The sequence below is a fragment of the Peribacillus sp. FSL M8-0224 genome (assembly GCF_038003055.1).
Classification (GTDB): domain Bacteria; phylum Bacillota; class Bacilli; order Bacillales; family DSM-1321; genus Peribacillus; species Peribacillus frigoritolerans.
The window spans coordinates 4176451-4200175 of record NZ_JBBOOJ010000001.1; the positions used below are offsets into that span (position 1 = coordinate 4176451).

General features: G+C 42.8%; 21 protein-coding genes. 1 reads left to right on the forward strand and 20 read right to left on the reverse strand.

Features of this window, described 5'->3' with window-relative positions; genetic code table 11:
- Window positions 1-3: 3 nt before the first annotated feature.
- From MKX49_RS20110 to MKX49_RS20205, 20 genes are all read right to left on the reverse strand, one after another.
- Window positions 4-1017 carry a FecCD family ABC transporter permease gene (locus MKX49_RS20110; RefSeq protein ID WP_340877515.1) on the reverse strand — a complete coding sequence of 338 codons (1014 nt, stop codon included), beginning with the start codon at window positions 1015-1017 and terminating at the stop codon, window positions 4-6.
- Window positions 1014-2018 carry a FecCD family ABC transporter permease gene (locus MKX49_RS20115; protein ID WP_340877516.1) on the reverse strand — a complete coding sequence of 335 codons (1005 nt, stop codon included), beginning with the start codon at window positions 2016-2018 and terminating at the stop codon, window positions 1014-1016. The genes MKX49_RS20110 and MKX49_RS20115 overlap by 4 nt, the downstream gene beginning before the upstream one ends.
- A gap of 85 nt (window positions 2019-2103) precedes the next feature.
- Entirely contained in the window at window positions 2104-3072 is a 969-nt protein-coding gene (locus MKX49_RS20120; RefSeq protein ID WP_340877517.1) for an ABC transporter substrate-binding protein, read from the reverse strand.
- Between the two features lie 509 nt (window positions 3073-3581).
- Entirely contained in the window at window positions 3582-4808 is a 1227-nt protein-coding gene (locus tag MKX49_RS20125; protein ID WP_072273850.1) for an MFS transporter, read from the reverse strand.
- A gap of 215 nt (window positions 4809-5023) precedes the next feature.
- Entirely contained in the window at window positions 5024-6292 is a 1269-nt protein-coding gene (hisD, locus tag MKX49_RS20130; protein WP_340877519.1) for a histidinol dehydrogenase, read from the reverse strand.
- A 63-nt stretch (window positions 6293-6355) separates the two neighbouring features.
- A complete protein-coding gene (locus MKX49_RS20135) occupies window positions 6356-7594 on the reverse strand; it encodes an ester cyclase (RefSeq protein ID WP_053536252.1) in 1239 nt (412 codons plus the stop codon).
- A gap of 57 nt (window positions 7595-7651) precedes the next feature.
- On the reverse strand, window positions 7652-8428 hold the full coding sequence (locus MKX49_RS20140) for an HpcH/HpaI aldolase family protein (protein ID WP_340877520.1): 777 nt from the start codon (window positions 8426-8428) through the stop codon (window positions 7652-7654).
- A gap of 69 nt (window positions 8429-8497) precedes the next feature.
- The gene (locus tag MKX49_RS20145; protein ID WP_340877521.1) at window positions 8498-9196 is read right to left on the reverse strand and encodes an alpha/beta fold hydrolase; all 699 of its coding nucleotides are present in this window, start codon (window positions 9194-9196) and stop codon (window positions 8498-8500) included.
- Window positions 9197-9198: 2 nt separating this feature from the next.
- Window positions 9199-9822, reverse strand: coding sequence for a hypothetical protein (locus MKX49_RS20150; protein WP_063594732.1), 624 nt, complete (start codon window positions 9820-9822; stop codon window positions 9199-9201).
- A gap of 53 nt (window positions 9823-9875) precedes the next feature.
- Window positions 9876-11309 (reverse strand): aldehyde dehydrogenase family protein, encoded by a 1434-nt coding sequence (locus tag MKX49_RS20155; RefSeq protein WP_340878580.1) that lies wholly within the window; start codon window positions 11307-11309, stop codon window positions 9876-9878.
- A gap of 4 nt (window positions 11310-11313) precedes the next feature.
- A complete protein-coding gene (locus MKX49_RS20160; RefSeq protein WP_340877522.1) occupies window positions 11314-12501 on the reverse strand; it encodes an iron-containing alcohol dehydrogenase in 1188 nt (395 codons plus the stop codon).
- Window positions 12502-12536: 35 nt separating this feature from the next.
- Window positions 12537-13304 (reverse strand): SDR family NAD(P)-dependent oxidoreductase, encoded by a 768-nt coding sequence (locus MKX49_RS20165; protein WP_340877523.1) that lies wholly within the window; start codon window positions 13302-13304, stop codon window positions 12537-12539.
- Between the two features lie 210 nt (window positions 13305-13514).
- Window positions 13515-14540, reverse strand: a complete 1026-nt coding sequence (locus tag MKX49_RS20170; protein ID WP_048689428.1) for a LacI family DNA-binding transcriptional regulator — start codon at window positions 14538-14540, stop codon at window positions 13515-13517.
- 794 nt (window positions 14541-15334) lie between these two features.
- On the reverse strand, window positions 15335-16180 hold the full coding sequence (locus MKX49_RS20175; protein ID WP_340877524.1) for an HAD family hydrolase: 846 nt from the start codon (window positions 16178-16180) through the stop codon (window positions 15335-15337).
- 119 nt (window positions 16181-16299) lie between these two features.
- Window positions 16300-17568, reverse strand: a complete 1269-nt coding sequence (locus MKX49_RS20180) for a PTS ascorbate transporter subunit IIC (RefSeq protein ID WP_048689424.1) — start codon at window positions 17566-17568, stop codon at window positions 16300-16302.
- A 31-nt stretch (window positions 17569-17599) separates the two neighbouring features.
- Window positions 17600-17866 carry a PTS sugar transporter subunit IIB gene (locus MKX49_RS20185; RefSeq protein ID WP_048883161.1) on the reverse strand — a complete coding sequence of 89 codons (267 nt, stop codon included), beginning with the start codon at window positions 17864-17866 and terminating at the stop codon, window positions 17600-17602.
- A gap of 17 nt (window positions 17867-17883) precedes the next feature.
- On the reverse strand, window positions 17884-18150 hold the full coding sequence (locus MKX49_RS20190; protein WP_048883162.1) for a PTS sugar transporter subunit IIB: 267 nt from the start codon (window positions 18148-18150) through the stop codon (window positions 17884-17886).
- Window positions 18147-20213 (reverse strand): BglG family transcription antiterminator, encoded by a 2067-nt coding sequence (locus tag MKX49_RS20195; protein ID WP_340877525.1) that lies wholly within the window; start codon window positions 20211-20213, stop codon window positions 18147-18149. The genes MKX49_RS20190 and MKX49_RS20195 overlap by 4 nt, the downstream gene beginning before the upstream one ends.
- A gap of 698 nt (window positions 20214-20911) precedes the next feature.
- Window positions 20912-21553, reverse strand: coding sequence for an isochorismate family cysteine hydrolase YcaC (ycaC, locus tag MKX49_RS20200; RefSeq protein ID WP_048681500.1), 642 nt, complete (start codon window positions 21551-21553; stop codon window positions 20912-20914).
- A 173-nt stretch (window positions 21554-21726) separates the two neighbouring features.
- The gene (locus MKX49_RS20205) at window positions 21727-22287 is read right to left on the reverse strand and encodes an NADPH-dependent FMN reductase (RefSeq protein WP_053536265.1); all 561 of its coding nucleotides are present in this window, start codon (window positions 22285-22287) and stop codon (window positions 21727-21729) included.
- A 226-nt stretch (window positions 22288-22513) separates the two neighbouring features.
- Between MKX49_RS20205 and MKX49_RS20210 the strand changes: the two genes are divergently transcribed.
- Entirely contained in the window at window positions 22514-23605 is a 1092-nt protein-coding gene (locus MKX49_RS20210; protein WP_340877526.1) for a low temperature requirement protein A, read from the forward strand.
- The last annotated feature ends 120 nt before the right edge of the window (window positions 23606-23725 follow it).

Below are 23725 nucleotides of genomic sequence, written 5' to 3' on the forward strand. Positions count from 1 at the left end.
TCCTTATGTTATTTTTCTTTCACGGCGCAATAGATATAAAAAATATGGTACACCAATCACCGCAGTGATAATTCCGGCGGGGATTTCTATTGGAGGGAATAATCCTCTTCCCAGGCTATCGGCAACAAGTAGAAAGATCGAACCAAAAAGAGCTGAAGCGGGAAGTAAAACCTTGAATTTTGACCCTACCACTCTCCTTGCAATATGGGGGGCGATCAAACCAATGAACCCGATCGAACCAACCGCAGCTACACAGACTCCGATCAATATGACAGAAACACTTAACAATATATAACGCAGTAATTTTGACCTTTCACCGAGACCTGTAGCTATATCGTCTCCAAGGCTCAGTACATCCATTTTAGAAGTTAATGCAATCAATACCGGTACAAGCACAAGACATGGAAGCAAAATGAATACTTGATCCCATCCTCTTCCCCATAGACTGCCAGTCAACCACAGCAGTGTCGTGTTTACATCATCCGGGAACTTGACCATGAAATACTCTATGCCAGCTTGACATATGGCCCCTAAAGCGATTCCGACCAAAGCTAGCGTATTTGGTTGTGCTCCTTTTTTATAAACAAATATCATCAAAATGGCCGCCATGACCGCCGCTCCGATAAAGGCTGAAAGAGGCAGTATGAAAATGGGCGATTGCGGAAATAAAACAATGACGATAACTGCTGCCAATCCGGCCCCTTTTGTTACCCCAATCACATCTGGAGAAGCCAGCGGATTTCGAAGGACTCCTTGCAGAATGGCCCCGGCCGTTGCCAATCCGGCCCCCACTATCACGGCAATTAGAATGCGCGGTATGCGATAGTTGTGCAGAATGAATGTCTGGCTTTGCATGCCATTTCCAAGGAAATTTTGGAGAATTTCTAAAGGTGAAATATAAATGGCCCCTAAGCCCAGGCTCACGATTGCTAAAATCAGCACGGTAACAGTCAGCAACAGGATAATGGAATAAGGGGACAAAGTTGATTTCAACCCAAATGTCCGTTTTAGTTTCATTGCTTAATATTCCTCCCTCTCTTCGCTAAATAAAGAAAGAATGGCGCACCGATTATAGCGGTTACGATGCCTACCGGCGACTCAAAAGGATAAGCGATGAAACGTGCGAGAATATCTGCGTAAACTAAGAGTAAAGCGCCGAATAATGCAGAAAAAGGGATGATTCTTCGATAATCCCCGCCCACCAGTCTCCTGACGATATGAGGAATGATCAATCCCACAAATCCCACTGGGCCTGCGACGGCAACCGAAGATCCTGCCAAAATGATCACCAATATTCCTGCCAAAATACGGATTCGGTACACCCGCTGCCCAAGTCCCTGCGCCATATTTTCTCCTAAGACAAGGATGGAAACAGAGCGAGAGAATATGGCAGCAACAAGCAGACCGAAAAGAGACCAAGGAAGGATCATGTTCACGTGCGCCCATGTTTTTCCACTAATAGACCCGACTAACCAATAGAGCACATCTTTCGCTTGTTCACTAAATATGATCATGCCTTGCGTTAAAGAAGATAAAAAAAAGTGAACAGCCATTCCAGCCAATGCCAGCTTCACTTGGGTCATTCCTCCTCCCGTAGCAAAAGAATAGACTGCCATCCCTCCCATTGCTGCACCAATGAATGCAACGCATACTAGAGACACGGAAGAAAGGTTAGGAAAGAAAACAAAAGCTGACACAATAAAAAATGAGGCACCGGCATTAACACCAAACACTTGCGGAGAAGCTAATGAATTCCGGGTAATAGCCTGCATGAGAGCACCCGCTACCGCTAAATTAGCACCGACCAACGCCCCAACTAAAGCTCGTGGCAATCGAAGAGTCCTGATAATAGTCTGTTCCTTGGACGAGTCGGCATCAAAAAAGGACTTCAAAACCATTGATGCATCAATATCGGCCGCTCCCACAGAAATACTCGCCAGGATGCCTAAAATTAACAAAACGATTCCAGCTATAGCCGTACATAATACTTTCAGTTTACTTCTACCTACAGTTTCCATTGACCATACAACACACTTCCTGACAAAATTTAATCCTAATGGAAAGCGAAGTAAGAATGGGATCTCTTACTTCGCTTTTGTTCGTCTATTCTTCTCCAAGCATTTTTAAAGTGTCTTTAGCAATGGCCTCTGCGGATACAACACCGCGGTATCTCGTCCATAAATCTCGATCAACACTATACACTTGTCCGTTTTTTACAGCCTTCAAGTCTTTCCAAAGAGGATTGTCTTTCCACTCATCAGTAAGTAACTTACCCTCATTGTTCGCTAAAAGCAGCACATCCGGATCAATCTCGACAAGCTGCTCCAGATTCATCTCAGCATGTGGCAGTTCCTGCTGAATGGCATTTTTCAATCCCATGCGCTCAAGCAATTCTCCATCATAAGAAGATGAAGTATGGGCTTGGAATGAAGTATCTCGTACAACTGCTGGTAAAACCGTCATATTTGAATCAACAGTAAGCTTTGATTTAAGTTCCTTAATCGTTTTTTCATGCTCGCTCAATCTTTTTGCTGCAGCATCTTCCTGGTTTACTGCCTTTGCAATCGTTTTAAATGAATCCAGATTTTCTTGATAGGTAGATTCCCGACTTTTTAAAACGATGGTAGGAGCAATCTGCTGTAAATCTTTATAAATCCCTTTATGCCGCTCAGCATCCGCAATGATTAAATCCGGCTGTAAAGAACTGATCACCTCTAAATTAGGCTGCTCGCGTGTTCCTACAGAAGTATAATCCATCTCTTGACCTACAAGTTTTGTAATCATCTCTTTTTTGTTGTCATCCGATATCCCGATAGGTTTTATCCCTAGGGCATTTAAAGAATCAACGAAAGATAACTCAAGTGTAACTATTTTTTTCGGAGTATCTTTCATTTCCGTTTCTCCCATTTCATGCTTAATCGTCCTTATTTCTTGATTACTTGTATCAGCAGAAGTTTTCTCTGCTTCTGTTGTTTTTTGAGAATTATTACATCCTGATAACATCACCATAATAGCAAGTAACAGGATGAATGCTCCTCCCCCAAACGTTCTTACTTTTCTAGATTCCCTCATATTTTGCACCCTTCCCGTCATCTATACCTTCTTAACGAGTTAATCATAATTGAAAATGATTATCATTATCCTGCTGTTATGATAAAGTCATAGATTGATACGGTCAATATTAATGAAATTTTGTGAATAAAAATCATTATGGCCATTAAGACAATCTGCATGCATTTTATTGATAACGTGAAGTAAATTGGACCCTATGATAGTCTTAGATTATCAAGATTTACCAGCGTCGATTGGAACGTAGGGCACTCGCTTTCCACGGGCGGTCCGCGAGCCTCCTCGGCATGCGCCTGCGGGGTCTCCCCTTGACGCGCTTTTCCCGCAGGAGTCTCGCACACCCGCCCCAATTATTAATTTTCAGGTAAAACATTGTGTACAAAACCAAATATTAATTAATATTAATTTGACGCTCAGCCTTAAATGACATAGTAGTTTTATTAAATATAGGATCCGACTCAAACTAAAAAAGAGCAGACCCGTTAAGGTCTGCTCTTTCCTGTTTCAAAGAATCATTTTCTATTAATCAGCATCTCTTCAAGAGGAAATTCTTCATTGGAAGCTTCTTTTTTTGAGCGTTTTATGGAGGTTTTGATAAGAATGGTTGAAGCAATTGATAATGCCCCCATGATCAGGTAACCTGTGGATCTTGAAAACACTTCAATCAAGATGCCAATTAGGACGGGTCCCAAAAACATTCCAGCCGAATATAAACTTTGGAACAGGCCCATTCTCGTAGATTGTTTAATCTCCGGGATATTTTCAACAGCCCAGGAAGTGACGACCGTAAAGATCAGCCCGTAACCAAAACCTTGGAATGCCTGCAATAGAAAAAGCATCGTTAAATTTTCAGCATAAGGAATCAATATGATGATGACCCCTTGTAATACCGCTCCCAAAATCGCCGTATTCATTAAACCGATTTTTTTATAAAAAAGGGCTCCGCATAATCCTGCGGCTAAGCCATATATGATCAGATGTGTGTTTGCCAGCATGCCAATCAATAGCGGATTGGCTCCAAGGTCGGTTGCAACTAAAGGTGTGAACGTATCCCTTGTTCCAATGGTGACCATCAAAGCAATCGTTGCCAAAACGGAAATGACCCAGATTTTTTTATCGGTGATTTGCTCGACAAGTATTTTTTTATCGTATTTTACTTTTACCCCTTTAATGCTGAGGTCTTTTGTGAAAAATGTTAAAACAAACGCAAGTATGGCGGCGGCCACCGCTACTAAAAAGCTATACCGATACCCATAACTATTGGCCACTAATGCACCGATGGTTGTCCCTAGTATGGAGCCAACCGGCGATGCAACACCCAATATCGCCACTGCTTTTGCAGCTTCCTTCACACCAAAATAAGAAGCGAACATAACATTGTAAATAACCCAGGTGGAACCAGTTAAACCATCCGAAATTTTCCCAAGGTACAATGTAGTAGCATTAGGTATAAAAAAGGCTAGCGTCCACATTACAATCGTTATCAGCAACCCCATTTGGATAAACAATCTTCGTTTATGCAGCATATCCGAAAATACACCTATCGGAAGTCGTGTCAATAAGGCCACAATCCCTGAAATTCCGATTATACTGCCTATAATAACTGAATCGAACCCAAGATCTTTAGCATAAGAGGAGATAAATGGATCAAATGCGGTAATGGTGACAAAGAACAACAAGCTAATGATAAAGAATAAGATGGTTTCTTTCCGATTATTAATTTTATTAGTTTTGTCCATATATTCCACCCTTTCATTCCCCTCCCTCTCGTCCCACTGGACAGAAAGGCGATGCTATTAGTATTTACACATATTCTTGTATATTTTCCAGGGTTAAAATCTAATCTGCAGATACAGCCCATCCACCTGGCATTTCAGGCAGAGTGGGAGTATCCATTTCTTCAAGGGCTGCAGCAGAGGCATTCCTTAATTGAATGCGTTTTCAGCAATCATAATCATTTAGAAGCACATTCTGTCAACCTGACAGTGGCCGATAATTTATGGCCTTCCAAGCCTTCGATTTCGGATTGATCTTCCGCATGGGATGCCAGGAATTGAATGCCTTGACCTGTGATTTCCTGATGGGTCATGACCTTCACATAACTTCCTGCCCAAAGTCCCCCTGTATATCTTGCTGCCTTTTGCGTCGGCAATGTATGGTTCGTTCCAGAGACTTTGTCAGAGAAGACGACGGAACTGCCTTCATCAAGGAATAATGATCCATAATTATTTAGTTTATCCATCAATTCACGGCTATTTTGGATATGCAAATGCAGATGTTCAATGGCATAATCATTGCAAATATCCAGTCCTTCTTGTAATGAATCTGCATAAATGATTTCCCCTCTTTTTTCCCATGATTCGTGTGCAGGGGAAGATGGTGAGAAGGTTTTCAAAAAGCCTTCGATTGCTTTTTCCGTTTCTTCGGCAACCGTTCTGGACATTGTGACAAGAATGGCCCGTGCGTACGGATCGTGTTCTGCCTGGGCAAGTAAATCGGCCGCTATTTTCTGAGGTGAAGCCGAATCATCAGCAAAAACCATCACTTCACTTGGTCCGGCAATAAGGTCTATGCCCACTTTACCGAACACTTGACGTTTTGCTTCTGCTACAAACCGGTTTCCTGGTCCAGCGATGATATCCACTTCCGGGATGGATTCTGTTCCATATGCCATGGCAGCGATGGCCTGCGCCCCGCCAATTGCAAAAATGTCTGTAGCACCGGAGCGGATCAAGCCATATAAAACGGCCGGATGGATACCGCCTTCATAATTGGCCGGGCTTGCTGCAACGATTCTTTTTGCTCCTGCTACCTTTGCCGGTGCAACGACCATGGGTCCTGATGATAATAACGGGAATCTCCCCCCTGGAACATAAGCCCCCACCTTTTCGATCGGTACGATTCTATGTCCCATCTTAATGCCCTCGCCAAAATCCTTTTCGAATGGAGTGAGGCAGCTCAACTGTGCTTTAGCAAAATCGGATACTCTTTCCACGACTCGATCGATCAGCACCTTTACCTCTTCTGGAAGAGTCCTGATACAATGCTCGATCTCCTCTTCACTAACCCGGACCGGACGATCGGAATCACCGAATTTTTTTTCATATTCCCGTACGGCATCATCCCCGCCTGCTTTTACATTTTCAATAATCGACTTCACCGTTTGTTCCACGTCATGTGAAGAGGTCTGTTCAAATACGTCCGCTTTTTTCATATATTCCATCCTATTTTCCCCCTAATCGTTGTTTAGTGAAGAGACGGCTGCAGCACAGCCGTCAACTGGCAATCATGATACGCCGGTAAAATTCCCATCATCCATTGTGGATTCCCCATCTTGTTGTGATTCGTTTTCATCAGGCAAATAGATTTGACGCAAGACTTCCATTCCATCAAACAATAGCCATTCCTCCGAGATTTTTTCATTACGGATTTTATAGTGGCTGATGCCGGCAATATCAATGGCTTTTCCGCTAGGGGCTCCGAAGTATCCCGTTCCTTCGTGCACGCCTTGTATTCTCCAGCGAACCGCTACATCCCAATCACTGTCAGAGCCGCGTCTATTACAAGTTACCCTCTCAAGAATCACCTTCCCATTCGGTATGGAGGCAAAGAGGCTCATGAACATTCCTTGAATTTCACTTACTCCGATTACATCCTTGTTGCACACATAATGAACGACTGCATTTTCCTCATAATATTCCCGAACAAAGTTAAATGAGCGCCGAGCCCAAATTCGATTGAATACAAGCTGCATGAACTCCCCTATCTCGAACTCATCAGAGGATGGCGTGAATAGTTTTGGAGGTAGCCCTGTTTCTGCTGTCTCTTTAAAACCAAACTGTATAGCAGGAGCAAGCTTCTGCGTACTTTTAGCCATTTTTTTAGCAAACTCGACCGGATCCAAGCCAAGTTGCAGGACAAGATGATATGTATCCATCACAAGCCATTCTTCGTAAATCTTATTATTTAAGATCATACAATCAGCGCTTGTTCTGAACATCACTTTCTTTCCAGTGGCAGGACCGTATAAACTATCTCCAAGGTTCGTTGCAACAGAACGGCCCCGGTGTGAAGTGAAAAATCCTGCTTCATCATCCCCTGACCAGATTACACTCCATCCCAGCCCTTTCCGATCCGGAAAAGCATGCAGTGTTTGCAGCGTACCTGAGATGACTTCGTTAACCCCATGACTATTGATCAACCCTTTATGAACGGATATGCTTGTGCTATACGTATCGTAAATAAGTCCGATGTCTTTCTCTTTCCAGATTTGCCGTGTGATTTTAACAATATAATCAACGATGTTGTTGTATTCCGGGTCAAAGCCGTTCATTCTCTGTTTCTTTTGATTCGTTTCTTCTATATTAATGTAATCATAATCATCTTTTGTATCGAGCATATTAACGTCTTCAGCATCCGCATAGAAGATGAAGTTCGGTGTTTTCTTGACCGGTTGGCTTGCATTCATTGTTGTTTTTTCTTCTTTTGGAGCTACTTGCACTGAACCTGTCTTTTTTTCTGCCATTATTACCATCCTTTTCGTATAAAGTAATTGCGTCAAAATGCTGTACTTCTTGTAAAGTCATTTAACAGATTGAGTGGCCTTGCTTGCTGAGACAACATCATTTAACGCAGACGTAATCACATTATTCAATATGACCCCGACATATTGGGCGCCTTTGTCAAAAGCCGCATTAGCGGCAGCGCTGTTACTGGCTACGGTACCAATTGGCATATCACGCTCTTTCCCTTTTATGAACAGTTCATCGATGACCTTTTGCACTTCAGGATGTTTTGCGCCTTCTAGTTGGTATCCCATGTTCACCGAGAGGTCTGTAGAACCGATAAATGCCAAATCAATACCAGGAACTGTTGCAATGTCTTCAAAATTGTTTGCTGCAGCTTGCGTTTCAATATGCACAATTATCATAACATTTTCATTACTCTCATCTAAATAGGGTTTTCCGCCATCTTTTCCGTAACGCGCCGGTCTGGTGGAATACGATACTCCTCTATTTCCATACGGAGGGAATTTAGCCCGCTTAACTACCTCAAGTGCCTCTTCTTTTGTATTGACCATTGGTACCTGTACACCTTTTGCTCCGCGATCTAAAGCCTTTTGAATACTGGAAGGGTCATATGAAACCCGGACGATCGGGACAACCCCAACAGAATCTGCCGTACGGATAATGTTTTCAAGCTCTGATGCACTGAATGCACCATGCTCGTCATCTATTACGACGAAATCAAAGCCGGCATAACCGAGCATTTCGACTATTGGCGGGGAATTTATCCCTAAAAATGCACCAAGAACTTGTTCCCCGCGTATGATTTTTTCCTTTATGGCATTATTCTTCATCCTCTTCCCTCTCTTTCTGCAGACTGTATCTCGTTCCATGCTGCAAAATCACGTCCAGTTCCCGGCACTTCAATTGCCTGACAACCATTTCCTCATTGCAGCGCTCACTTTTTCAGGCTGTTCTAACGTACTTAAATGACCCGAATGACTTATGATTTCAAGACTCGCCGCCGGGATGTTCTCTTTTAGAAATTCAGACATATGAACAGGACATACCCTGTCTTCCTTTCCTGCCAGAATCATGGTCGGGCATTCAATAGCAGCAAGGATTGGCCGTTGGTCAGAGCGCGTCATCACGGCTTTTAACTGATTGATATACCCTTCTTTGCCGACTTTTTCAGCCATATCGATGATCTTTGAAACTAATGCTTCATCATTTCTCCGGTCTGGATGGATTAACACCGGGAGAAGGTGATTGCGTGTAATATCGAGAAATTGGCCATTATTCGCCATTTCTATGAACCTCTCCCAGCCTGTTATTTGTTCAGGCTGGGGAGGGTTTGGATTCGTATCAAGTAACGCTAGCTTTATGACCCGTTCCGGTGCTATTCGCATGATTTCCAGAGAAATGATGCCACCCAGGGATAAGCCTGCAAGTGCAAACTTATCAGGTGCCTCTTCCAATACCGACTTTGCGATTCCCTCTATAGTATCAGCCTTCGATACATTACAGACTTTCACATCTGCTAGATCTGATAGGTTCACCATTTCCCATAGACGCTCATCACAAAGCGTACCCGGAAGCAAAATGAGCGGTACTTTATCCATCCTTATTTTTCACCCATTTTCAATTTATCGGCAATTTCCTTTTCAAGTTCTTCAAAGTTATCCGGTTTAATCATTTTGCCTAAATCATTGGCAAAGAATCCGTATTCAGCTGCATCCTTGATCACTTTTGGAGACCAGTAAGGGTCTTTTCCATCAAATACTTTATGTTGTTCAAGAACGGCGAAGATCCAAGCATCTTCTTCACTGATGTTTTCGAAACCTCTCCATAAGCCTGGCGGTAATGAAATTAAGTCCCATTGATCGATGATCGTTTCGCCATCAATTTCATCAGGACCCTTCCCCCAGTAGAAACGCCATTTTCCTGAGAGAGGAAGGAAGGATTCAATGTAATCATGCGTATGGTAAGCAGGACCGTTTCCTTTCTGGGCCTTCACCATTCCGATTTGAAAACCATGCGGCTCGGTAATTTCAGGTGTGAAATTATCATTTTCGCTTGCTGTATCCCCAATTAATGTATAGTTGATACGTTGATGACCTGGAATGATACTATCAATGAACATTAACGGTATTCCTTTTGATTTCATTTGATCAAAACGGACGATCCAATTGTTTTCCATTTCCTCATTCGTTACCGCTTTTTTTACTTTAGGTTCTTGTACTGACATTTTAATTTCCCCTTCCGTGTTCGTTAATTTTTTTATTTTCATGACCGCGCTATTTAGAGAGTAAAGACGGCTAGTTTTAATTCAGTCATTTCCTCGACTGAATACTTAATCCCTTCCCTGCCAGTCCCGCTGTTTTTCACTCCGCCATATGGCATGTGATCCACCCTGAATGATGGTATGTCATTCACGATGACACCTCCGACCTCAAGCCGTTCAACAGCATCAAAAGCTTTTGGCATCGAAGTCGTATAGACGCCTGCTTGGAGGCCGTATAAAGAATCATTCACAAGGTCGATGGCTTCATCCCATGTTTTATAGGAATTGACTGAAACGATGGGGGCAAATGCTTCTTGGCAGCTTACTTCCTGTGTTGACCCCGCATTTTTGATAATGGTTGGGTGAATGATTGCACCTGTTCTTTGACCGCCATATGCGATTTCCGTTCCAGCGTTTCTAGCCGATTCGATCCACCCTTCCACTCGTTTTGCTTCATTTATACTGATTAACGCGGAAAGATCTGTATCTTCTGATTCCGGATCTCCAAATTTTAGCTGCTTCGTCTTTTCGGTAAACTTTTGCAAAAATGACTCATATAAATCTTCCTGTACATAAATTCGTTGGACAGAGATGCAAACCTGACCTGAATAGGCAAAGGAACCTTCGACACAGCGCTGTGCAACGGCATCCAAGTCAGCAGCACTGTCGATAATGACAGCAGAATTGGAACCAAGCTCCAATGTCACTTTTTTCAAGCCAGCTCTTTCTTTGATCCCCAAACCGACTTCGACACTTCCTGTAAATGTGACCATTTTAATTCTCGGATCAGTGACCAATACGTCGCCGACGACGCTTCCTTTACCTGTGACAACATTCAGGGCGCCTTTAGGTAAACCTGCTTCTTCAAAAATTTCGGCTGCGGCCAATGCACTAAGCGGTGTCTGGGAAGCCGGTTTTAAAATGACCGAGTTGCCTGCAGCAAACGCGGGACCAAGCTTATGTGCAGCTAAATTAAATGGAAAGTTAAATGGTGTGATGGCAGCAATGGCGCCGAGCGGTTCACGCTTTGTATAAGCAAAGCGGCCTTTGCCATTTTTAGCGGCATCCATCGGAATCGTTTCACCATGAATCCGCTTTGCCTCTTCTGCTGCAAACTTGTATGTTTCAATCGTGCGTAAAATTTCGCCCCTTGCCGCCTTTAATGGCTTAGCATTTTCCTTAGCAAGTATTAATGCACATTCCTCAAGTCTTTCCTTGAAAATTTCGGCTGCACGTTCCAAGATATTGGAGCGCTCAAGGGCTGTTAGCTTTTTCATTTCTTTTGCACCTTGTTCCGCACATTCTATTGCTTTTAGTACCGTCTCCTTCTCTGCCAAAGGCACTTGCGCGATCACCTTGCCGGAGTAAGGGGACCGAAGATCGTAATGATCATTACCTTCCAGCCACTCGCCGCCGATGTATAATCTCTTTTTATCGGAATTTGTCGTGATCAAGTCAGTTTCCCACCCTTCCTTTAAAGGCACTTTGATAGATTCCGAGAATCTTTTGTTCATTTAGCTTATAAGGAGTGTTCGATAGCAAGCGATCAATTTTGGCCGCCTGTTCCGCCAGCATCGGTAATGAGTCCTCTTCAATCCCAAGTTCTGATAACGATGTAGGTAAGTCAAGATCCTCCAGAAGCTGATACATATAATCAACAACTGCCTTCAATGCTTCGCTTGGCTGTGATTTGAAATCACCCAGCTGTAAAAAGGACGCTACCTCCATCATTTCTTCCGTGCATGTTTTCCCAATCACTTCGAAAACGAATGGCATTAAAAGGGCATTTGCGACACCATGCTCAATATGATATTTACCGCCTAGCGGATAGGCCAGTGCATGAACCGCCCCAACCCCTGCATTTGCTAGAGCCACACCCGCTAACGAACTAACCCAGCTCATTCCTGTCCGTGCATCCAAATCATTTCCGTTATGGACAGCTCTCGTAATGTTCGAAGGAAATAGTTTCATTGCTTTCTCTGAATAAACTTTCGTAAGCGGTGTAGCCTTGATGGCAATATAAGATTCAATGGCATGTGTAAAGGCGTCCACCCCTGATGCCGCAGTAACTCGTGCCGGGCAGGAAATGGTCAATTCCGGATCGATGATCGCTACATCCGGAAGGAATACCGGGCTTACGATCCCTCTTTTTACTTGCTGCTCTTCATCACCGAAAATGGCATTCATCGTCACTTCCGAACCTGTTCCTGAAGTTGTCGGCAAAAGAATGCATTTAACCGTTCTCGATTTCACCACTTTTTCACCGTTTAGATAACTTGTTATATCGTCTTTCCCGCATAAAGCTGCTGTTGCTTTTGCTACATCCAGCGCACTTCCCCCGCCGATTCCGATGATTACATCACATTTTTCGGCATCTAGCGTTAGTACAGCCTCCTTCAATAGCTGAAACGTCGGCTCTCCCGAGATCTCCGTATATGTAATGGTTGGTACGGATAGAGGCTTAATATGATCCAACACTTTTTGAACAACGCCAACTTTTTCCAGACCCTTGTCACTTACAATCGCAACCTTCTTGGCTCCCAGCTCTTCGATTTCCTTTACTAACGTCGTAAATGCCCCAACACCAACCCGGAAAACTGTCGGCATACGAAAATCTTTGATTATATTTTGAGCAATAGACATCATTCACCCTCCTTTTGAATACGTATTCAAAAAACTCACCAGACAGTCCAACCGCCATCGACCACCAATGTTTGTCCTGTCATCATATCTGAACAATCTGATGCCAGGTAGACCACGCCGCCAAATAAATCCTCCGTTTTAGCAAGTCTGCCAAGCGGAATCCTGCTCAATACTTCAGCTTTGAACGTTTCATCTTCAAACATCTGCTTGGTCATCGGTGTTTCAATGAAGGTTGGAGCAATGGCATTGACATTGACTTGATGCGGTGCCCATTCAATCGCAAGTGCTTTCGTCAGCTGTGTAATTCCTCCTTTACTGGAGGAGTATGCAGCCCGTTTGTAATAACCGACGAATGCCATTTGCGAAGACATGTTTATGATCTTGCCTTTTTTTTGGTCGATCATATACTTCCCTGCCGCTTGGCTCGTAAAAAATACACTTTTTAAATTAATGTCCAGGACGGTGTCCCACTCTTGCGATGTCAACACTTCAGCTGGCTTTGCCACGTTTATTCCTGCATTATTTATTAAAATATCAATCTTACCGAAGTGTTTGTATATCCCTTCCATTACTTGTGCCGTTTCTTCAACCTTTGTTAAGTCAAATGAAACGGGTAAAACATTTACACCGGTTTGCCCGATTTCATGTGCTGCTTCTTCAAGTTGCTGTTTATTGCGGGCAACTATCGCTATATCGGCACCGGCCTGCGCAAGCAAATGGGCTAAGTCTTTACCGATTCCTTTACTTGCACCTGTTATGACGGCCACTTTACCGCTTAAATTAAATAAATGATTTATATCCAATCTATCACCTATCTTTACCTCATCGAGGCGATTTTTCATTTTGCATTTTGATTTTGAATACGTATTCAAAATGATGCAAAACACTTGTTAGCGATTACAAATTAAAATATAAACAACTTTCTGACTTTTGTAAATAGTAAAATTTTAAAAATTCCCGATTTTTATGAAAGTGAATACACATAAGGTCCGATCCAAAACCGGCCATTCCCCTTAATCTTGTACGGGGGCTGGCCCTGTTGTTTTACGGACCATCAGTTCAGGCTTAAGGAAAATTTGTATGGATGAAGATGATGTTTCTTTATTTTCGATGAGATAGATTAATTTTTCCAGAGCTGTTAAAGACATTTGATCCATTTGTTGGGATATTGTGGTCAGCCCTATGAATTCATTAGCGGACAATCTTATATTATCAAACCCAACAACCGATAAATCAGCAGGGATTTTCAAATTCAGGCTTGAAGCTGCATCTAGGACTGCGAGAGCCATCTGATCGGATGCGGCTATGATTGCCGTCGGCCTGTCCTTCTTTTTCAGCAGTTTTTTTGTAAATGAATAAATCTTGTCATAGGAAAATTCGCTATTGAAAATCAAACCTTCATCAATTTCATACCCGTTCTCCATCATCTCTTCTTTATAACCCACCGTTCGCTCATATGTTGCCAAGTATTTGGATGGGCCGGATATTTTCGCTATTTTTTTATGTCCTAATTTTATTAGATGCTGAACAGCGAGCCTGGCACCTTTATTATTGTCCATTACGATAAAGTTAACGTCCTTGATATCGAGGAAACTATTATATAATAATACGGGAAATCCATTATCATGTAACTTCTTAATTTTTTCAGTATAATTTTTACTAACGCTTGTAAGGATGATTCCCTCTACCCTTTTGCCAATCAGCAAATTAATGGCTTGTTCCAAGTTTTCATCTTTATGCCCCGTGTTGTAAACGATGACATCATATTTTAATTCTTGTGCCCTTTCTATGATGACTTCCGCCGTTTCGGCAAAGAATGGATTTGAAATGCTCCCCAATATCAACCCTATTGATTTGGTTCTTTTTTCAACGAGGCTTCTGGCTATTTCATCCCTTGTAAATCCAAGTTCATTAATTACAGCAAGAACCTTGTCACGCGTATTTTTCTTAATATAGGGGTAATCATTCAGCACCCTGGAAACGGTTGATTGTGAAACACCCGCTATTTTGGCCACATCTTCTGTCGTCACTCTCTTCATGCTTCATAAATCCTTTCTACGTCTAGTAATTGTTATCCTAGGAAACTAAAATAACGTATTTATATCAATATAAACATTATGATTTCCCTTTAATATATCATAATATTTAAAATTTTACTTCCAGTTATGGAACTGTTTTGGGTTTTGGATTGCGTCAGGTTGTACTTTTCGTAAAATATGAGGATTTAAAGTAAGCGTTTGTTGCTAATCTTATCCTATAGGAAAAAGAGCCAATCTTTATAGATGGGCTCCAGACGTAGACATTGCATACAATTTCAAAACACGTTCGGCGTTGATTTCAGAAATCCGCTCCCTTTCCGCCGACTGTCTGCCAAGCCGCATCAAAGCAAGCGTCTGTGGGGTCTCGGCTAGCCAGTTATTCGGCAGGAGTGTCGCAAATTTCTTCAATCCTTTGAGGGTTCCATAAAACAGTCAAAAACCCATTAAGGCCTTGTCCTAATATCATGGTCGGGGTGTCCGCCCCCTTATGTCGACAAACTAGTATTAATTGAGTTGCCTGTAATTTTAAATAACGGTCGGAGTCATTTCAGAAATCCGCTCCCTTTCCGCCGACTGTCTGCCAAGCCGCATCAAAGCAAGCGTCTGTGGGGTCTCGGCTAGCCAGTTATTCGGCAGGAGTGTCGCAAATTTCTTCAATCCTTTGAGGGTTCCAAACAGTTTAAAACCATTAAGGAATCTTGTTTAATATCAAGGTCCGGAATGATACCATTCCGGACCCCTTTTGTAGACATAATTACGTTGTTTGGAACGTAAGACACTCGCTCTTCCAGGTTTCAGTGAAACTTAGCCTTCAAAAAGCGATACAGTCCATCTTCTCGATATGAATACTCCGTCACTTCATCGGCTTGTTCTTTGACAAGGTCAGTGGCGTTTTTCATGGCAACGCAATGTCCGGCGAGTTTAAATAGCGGGAGGTCATTTTCGCCATCGCCTACTGCCAGGATCTCTTCGGGTGCTAGCTGAAAATGTTTCAGCAGCAGTTGAACGCCTGTTGCTTTTGTGATGCCTTCCACGGTCACTTCTACATTATGATGGGTGGAGGAAGCTGTGGTAAAGGCATTGTACTGCTTGATTTTCCCCAACTCCGCTTTCCATTTTCGAATCGTATTCATTTCATTGCTGAAAAAGTAGATCTTGGCGACGCTCTTTATATCCAGTTGTTCTGACCATCTTATTTTGTCTTCGACTGCATCCTGTCTTGATAGCCATTCATTTTCATCGACTGTCTCAGGTTTTGGTATCAAACCTTGTTTAACCATATAGTCTTTATCTTTAAGTAATGCCATCCGTGTTCCTTCGTTCGGATGAACTTCGTAAAAAATCTCTTCCGCTCCTGCTTTGGCGACCAATTCTTCGACAAGTTCCGTCGACAGGGCGTGTTCGACAATCTGTTCCTTTCCGATGAATACGGACATTCCATTGGCGGTGACCATTCCATCGGCCTCCATGCCGGCCGGCAAAACGTCCCTCACTTCTTCCAGCGTTCTTCCTGTTGCAATGAAAATCAGCTTACCGCTTTCCCTAAGTTCGCCTATGTATTGTTCCAGCGTCTCATTCACAGTATTTCTTTCGTTCAATGTCGTGCCATCCAAATCGAGCACAATTGCTTTGTTGGCCATGCCAATCACCTCAAAAATCAGAATGATGATGAAAATGCCAACAGCCCATTATCTATAAGATCTTAGGCTGTTGGTTTCATTCATATATTTTTATTTCTGTACCTTATCAGTATAACAGTTTAGGATAATCCTAAAAGTTTCATGACACTCAGGATCAAGAGACCTACCACACCGAAGTCCGAATCACCAAATGTGGTGCCTTCAAACCCTACATCCCCCAAGAAGACCAGGAGTATTGCCGGCAGGAAACTGATGATGAGTCCGTTGGCAAACGATCCAAGCATCGCTCCGCGTCTGCCTCCCGTGGCATTTCCGAAAACACCTGCTGCAGCTCCGGTGAAGAAATGCGGTACGAGCCCCGGCACGATTACTTTCAATCCAAGTGCCGGAAGGAGGAACATGGATAATAGTCCAGCCAAGAAACTGAATAGAAACCCGATGATCACTGCATTTGGAGCGAATGGAAAGATGGTCGGACAGTCCAATGCAGGTTTTGTATTCGGTGCCACTTTATCGGCAATCCCTTTGAATGCAGGGACGATTTCAGCAATTAACATCCGTACTCCTGCAAGGATGATGTAGACTCCTGCAGCAAATGTTATCGCCTGGATGAAAGAGAATACGATGAAGTTCGAACCGCCGGATAATTCCGTTTCAATATAGTTCTGCCCGGCAAACAACGCGACGATCACGAAGAACATCGTCATCGTAAGCGATACAGCGACCGATGTGTCCCTCAGGAATCCTAAAGACTTTGGAACCTTGATTTGTTCTGTCGTTTTTTCCTTATTTCCAAACCATTTTCCCACAGTCGCGGATACGAAATATCCGATTGTCCCGAAATGGCCGATGGCAAAATCATCGCTGCCGGTAATCTTCCGAACGTATGGCTGAAGGAGGGCTGGGAACAACACCATGCATACTCCTAATAGAATGGAGCCGACCAAGATAAGCGGAAATCCGCTGAGCCCGCCGACGGATAGGGTGACTGCAAGTAAACAAGCCATGAATAAGGTATGGTGTCCCGTTAAAAATATATATTTAAATGGCGTGAAACGAGCAAGCAAAACATTGACAACCATCCCAAATACCATGATAAGTGCAGTCGAAGTCCCAAAATCACTTTGGGCGGCTGCGACAATGGCTTCGTTATTCGGTATGACGCCTTGTACGTTGAATGCATGATCGAACATTTTACTGAATATATCAAGGGCGCCAATGAGCACTGCCGCTCCCGCTCCGATGATAATGAAGCCCATGACGGTTTTTAGCGTTCCAGATACGACATCCGCACTGGATTTCCGCTGTAACAGCAGTCCGATGAGGGCAAACAGCCCCACAAGTATGGAAGGTGTGCCCAAGATGTCATTCATGATAAGTTCCAGCATTGCCTCTCCCCCTCTTCTTTATGTTTTCTTCTTATAGATGTGAAGCCAATTTCGATGTGATTTCAGGAATGCTCATCATGTTTTCCAGTGTGACGATCGTCCGGGTTCCATCATCCAGCTGACCGACAATATCCGCCGCTCCCAGGAAAATATCGGCCTGAACCGTTTTTGCTGATGCCAAATCCGTATGATCCACCTCGGCTGTCTTCCCCATTTCCGTCAATGCTTTCTTCACATTCATCTCCATGATGAAGCTGCTTCCCAATCCATTACCGCACACTACCATGATTTTCTTCATATCCATCTCTCCTTTTTTTATCCTACATGCATTTCCAATTTAGATTTGATTTCAGGGATGCTCATCATGTTCTCCAATGTGACGATCGTCCGGGTTCCATCATCCAGCTGGCCGACAATATCCGCTGCCCCCAGGAAAATGTCAGCTTGAACCGTTTTTGCGGATGCGAGATCCGTATGATCCACCTCGGCCGTCTTCCCCATTTCCGTCAATGCTTTCTTCACATTCATCTCCATGATGAAGCTGCTTCCCAATCCGTTTCCGCATACTACCATGATTTTCATTCCGCTTCCTCCTTCGAATATTTATGAACGTACTCCATAAGGACCGATTTATCTGAAGTGCTTAAGATTTCTTCTATATTGGCCGGCTCATTCAATAATTGAGTGAGCTGGATCAATGCCCGCAGATGTGAATCGTTATCTACGGCCGCCAAAATGATAATCAGGCGGACCGGTTTATCCGGCGCAAAGTCCACGGCTTCCTCCAATTTCAGCAAACTCATGGATAAAGACCTGACCCCCTGCTCCGGACGTGCATGGGGAATCGCCACTCCAGGCGTTATCACTACATATGGTCCGTTCGTTTCTATGGCCTCGATCATGGCATCCACATATCGTTCTTCGACGGTACCTAAGTCCACGAGAGGCTTGGCCGCGACTTGAATGGCTTCTTTCCAATCGGAAACTTGCTGCTGTAATTGGATCGTTTGCATATTGAGCAGTTCTTCTAACACGGGCTTCTCTGCCTCCTTTAAAGAAAATTGGGTTATTTTTGGTGTATGGGTATACACATTCGATTTCAAAGCCTTTTCAAGCTGATCCTGTTCATGGATGGTTGCATACTTGGAAATGATCTTTAATAAAGCTGCAACATCCACACGTTCCGTCGTATATCCATACAATTCCTGCATGACCTGCTGGCGCAATGTATGTTTGTCCTGCATTTCCAAAATCGGCGGTACAACGAATAATGCCGCTTTTGTTCTCATATGCACCGTCGAGAAAACAAGATCGTACGACAGCGGGTATTCAGCCGCATTTCTAACGGACAAAACATCCAGGAACAAAATATCAGGAAATAATTCCCTCAATGTATAAATGAGGATATTGCTGATGCCGATACCATTCGGGCATACGACAATCGCCCGTTTTCGATCATCCAATGTTGTCCCTTGCCTGCGCAGCCATCCGCCAAAATAAATCGTGAAATAGGCCACTTCTTCTTCCGATACTGGACAGCCAACCTCTTTCTCCAACACCCACAGGGATTTTTTTGTCAAATGATGCAGTTCGGGATATACCTTCTGCACCCGTCCCGTCATCGGATTCATTTGCGGGAGACCATACCGCAGGCGATAATATGCCGGTTTAAAATGAACGTATAATTGCTGGCATAGCTGCTCTTTGTCTTTCAGGTGAACAAATGCAAGCCTCTCGAACTCTTCCACGATTTCCTGCAATAAGTGTTGAATGACTTCATCATCCTTAAGAGGGGAAATATCCTTCGTTCGATTCATGCTCAATAAATGTAAGGCTGCGTATAAGTTTTCCGTTTCGCTCCATACTGATTGAAACGCATTCGTCCTGGTCATCTCCTCAACCAGTTTGTATTCCTCCGTCGCAACAAACGGCTCCCAGCTCTGGTCGGCCTGTAACTCTTCCCCTTTTCCTATGAGCTGATCTGTACATAGAAATAAATAGCTCAGTTCATGAAGCCGTTCATCCGTAAAGGTGATGCCCAATTTACGTTCGGCCCTTTCAAGCTGTAACCTGATCGAGGTGATTTGCTTTTCATGATTTCCCCATATGCACTCCATGATCCAATCACTATTGGGACTGTTCAGTACATCATGCACGAGACGTTCAATGATATATCTCTTTGTTCGGCTTTCCCCAATCACCACGTAGCCATTTTGTTTGGAATACTGGATCTTGAGCGATATGTCCCTGTTTTTCTCTTTAAGTCTTTTTAAATCCTTCAGCACCGTATTTCGCGAAACCCCGGTGATCGTCTGGAAATGATAGACGGACAATTCTTCTTGGCTTAACAGGATCATGAGGTAAAAAACCTTTTCCCTATCTGTCTCTGAAAATATATAATTGCGTTTTGTCAGTTTTACATTCAATTCTTCATCCCTGATTGTTTCAGAAAAGGAGTAGCCCATTTCACGATTATATTGAATCGGTTGATATCCATGAAATTGGAGCCAGTCATTCGCTTTGCTCAATCCATATTGAATCTGCCTTCTCGTCAGACCTGTTTGGGCTTCAAGTTCTTTCATTTTTGAAATGGGCGAATGCTGTAATAGTTTTAGTAAATTGGCGCTTCTTTCATCTAAAAACATTCTCAATCCCTCTCCCTGCTTCTACGATATCTCACTTCTTATTAAAAATGTAGCGTTTCTCAGTCCGAATGTTGTCATAGGTACTGCACAATAATATACTCTTTAAACATTTGTGCACAATACCGCATGTAATCAGTTTTCAGCACAGGATATATTTGGAAGATGTGTACTTATACAGTTTGGATGCGAGTGAGGTCATGAGGCCGAGGTATAAAAGGGAATCGGAGATGAAGCTGAGGGATTGAAATGAGCCGTTTTAAAGGGCTAAACCTAGCTTTCATCTAATCAAAATGAAAGGGAAATCAACGTCCATATTTTTACAAAACCTCAAGAAGAAGTAGCTTGATTTCAGAAATCCGCTCCCTTTCCGCCGACTGTCTGCCAAGCCTCCTCGACGCAAGCGTCTGTGGGGTCTCGGCTAGCCAGTTATTCGGCAGGAGTGTCGCAAATTTCTTCAATCTAATATGGTTTCATTCCATATAAAACAATAAAAAAATCATGAAGGATAACCAAATTTTGTTTTAAAAGATTGGAACAGGAGTGTATTTAGGGGAGACCCCGCCCCGCGGAAAGCGAGTGCCTGGACGGACAAATTGTGCTCATACTAAAAAACTGTAGGCAAACCCGATTTTCATCGAGCTTGCCTACAGTCCGAGAGGGAACAAATATCCCCTCTTTATTCAATCGGTGCGTCATCTCTAGATCTGCTTGCTGAAGTCGCGCTGCGCTCCCCTATAGCTCCCGATGATATTTTGATAACCAGGAAGCTGGCTGGAAAGTAAAGCACCAAAACCTTCGACGTCGTTGCGCCAATCACGTTGTAATTCGCATGCTACGCTAAACCAGTTCATAAGCTGCACACCGCCATGGGCCATACGCGCTAATGCTGCATCAGCTACTTGTTTGCTGACTGTTCCAGACGCATCAGTGACAGCAAATACTTCATAACCGGCGTTCAAAGCGGATAGCGCCGGGAAAGCGACGCAGACATCTGTAACCACGCCCGCGATGATTAGTTGTTTTTTTCCAGTTTCTTCGATTGCTTTAACAAAATCTTCATTATCCCATGCGTTAATTTGTCCAGGCCGAGCTATTTTTGGTGCGTGAGGAAAAAGTTCTTCCAATTCTTGCATGAGCGGTCCGTTTGGTCCGTTTTCAAAGCTTGTCGTCAAAATGACTGGTAAATCAAAAAACTTTGCTGTGTTGGCAAGGGCCATGACATTGTTCTTGAATTCATCAACACCATAATCACGCACTAACCCGGAAATAAGACCGGTTTGATGATCCACCAGAAGAACGGCAGCATCATCCTTGGAAAGACGGGAATAGAGATCAGACATTTTTAAAGTCCTCCTTTTATTAAAAGCTATCGAAGAAAGTTCATATGTAGGGAAATCCCCCAACTCCTCCGTTGGTTCCAATCAGTTTATAACTTAACTGAATGTTGTTCTAAGTTTATCTATAAACTTATAGCCTGTCAATCATATATATATTAAGAATCATTGGTTATTGATTAATCTATAGCTGGAGTGTGATCGATCCAATGAATGAATTGTTGTAAATAACGCTCAAGATAACGTTTTGTTTGATCGTCGGTAAGCACTTTCCGATCAGAATCAATCTTTTTATGTACTTGCGAAATCAGCATTTTTTGAAATGGAAGGACATGTACTTGCATGGCTTCCAGTACTTGCCTGATTTGCATTTGAGCAAATGCAGTACCCATTCCACCTGGAGTAGCTCCAATCAGGCCAACTGGTTTTTTGGTAAGAACGGCGGACTCCCGAGGTCTTGATGCCCAGTCCAATGCATTTTTTAATACGCCTGGCATTCCAGAATTGTACTCTGGACTTACGATAATGATACCGTCGACGTCCTGGATGGCGGATTTAAATGATGTCACTGTTTCTGGAACCCCACTTATTTCTAGGTCTTCGTTAAACAACGGAAGATCATTAATTTCGATCCAGCGAAATTGATACGAATCAACCATATCTGTCAATGATTGAGCGATAATTCGATTATAAGAATTTTCCCGTAAACTGCCGCAAATAAGGCCGATGGTTCTGGTCATCTACTTCCCTCCCTGTTTTGAAATCATCTCCTATAGTACCATAATATACCAAAACTAAAAAAGTGACGTTATTCCTAATTACACGCTTGTATGTACTAAATTTGGCTTAACTTAATATTGGGTTAAAAGAACTTCATATCTTACCCCAAAGTTATATTGGACCCCTTCCATTTTCTGAATATTTCCAACATACTATAACCTATAAGGCGTTGGGAGGAGTGAAGAAATGGATGAAAAGAAAGTTACATGGTTAGAGCTCTTTTATGATTTATTATTTGTGGCGGCCGTTGCGGGCGCAACTCATGTTTTACTGCATGTTGAAGATGGATATATCCATCCAGAGTATTTATTAAAGTTCGTGCTGATTTTTATTCCTATCTGGTGGGCTTGGGTAGGGCAAACCATATTTATTAACCGGTTTGGAAAGGATGTATTTCATCAACGGCTATTTTTGATATTGCAAATGTTTTTTGTCCTGATCATGACATCAAGCTTATCTGCTGATTTTGATCCTTATTACCTTTCTTTTTTAATTGGTTATATTGGTTTAAGAGCCGTGACTGCAATCCAATATCTCGTTGTACAACGGATAGAAGAGGGATTTCGAAAAAAGGCAGCACTCTTTTTGGGAAGGTATTTTTGGATTGGGATCGCCATTTCATTATTCTCCGTACTTTTTGATTCTTGGCTTCGGTATGCTGTGTTGTATTTGGGCATCCTGGTCGATATCATTGTCCCGATCCTTGGAAGAAAGTGCTTAGAAAAGGTTCCTACAAATACGGCCCACCTGTTGGAGCGCTTTGGCCTATTTACCATCATTCTCTTTGGGGAGGCTCTTGTCAGCACGCTTGCGGTCATTCAACCTAAACAAGGAAATTGGGATTCGATAGCCTTTTCCATCATTTCATTTGCCCTGATAATAGCCATGTGGTGGCAATATTTCGATAACATGGAGAAGAAAGTCGACAAGTCTGTACAATCTTCCGGCCAAATCATCATTTACGGTCATCTGTTTATTTTAATGTCTATAAGCATGATTGCAGCAGCCATCAGGTTATTGTTTTTACATGAGGTCCATTATTCATTTATCCTCTATTTTGTTTTTGGTTCCGTATTGCTCTATTTCATGTCAGCCACGTTTGTTTTCCACCAATATAGTCATAAGCACCAGCGGTTGCAAATATATCATTTAGGGTTATTTTTAGGGATTTTAGCTGTCTTTTTTATTTTTAATTTGTTTGTCGGGGTACCGAATATTGTGATAATAGCCGAATTAACACTGTTCTTTATCATCTATGCTAAATTAACGACTACATAATAAAGGAATCAAAGAAACCAGTGTCATACGATCATACTGGTTTCTTCATATGGAAGTTGGAATTTTTTGCATTTGACACACAATTGGTTTATTCATAAACTGATTGGAACAAAGAAAGTA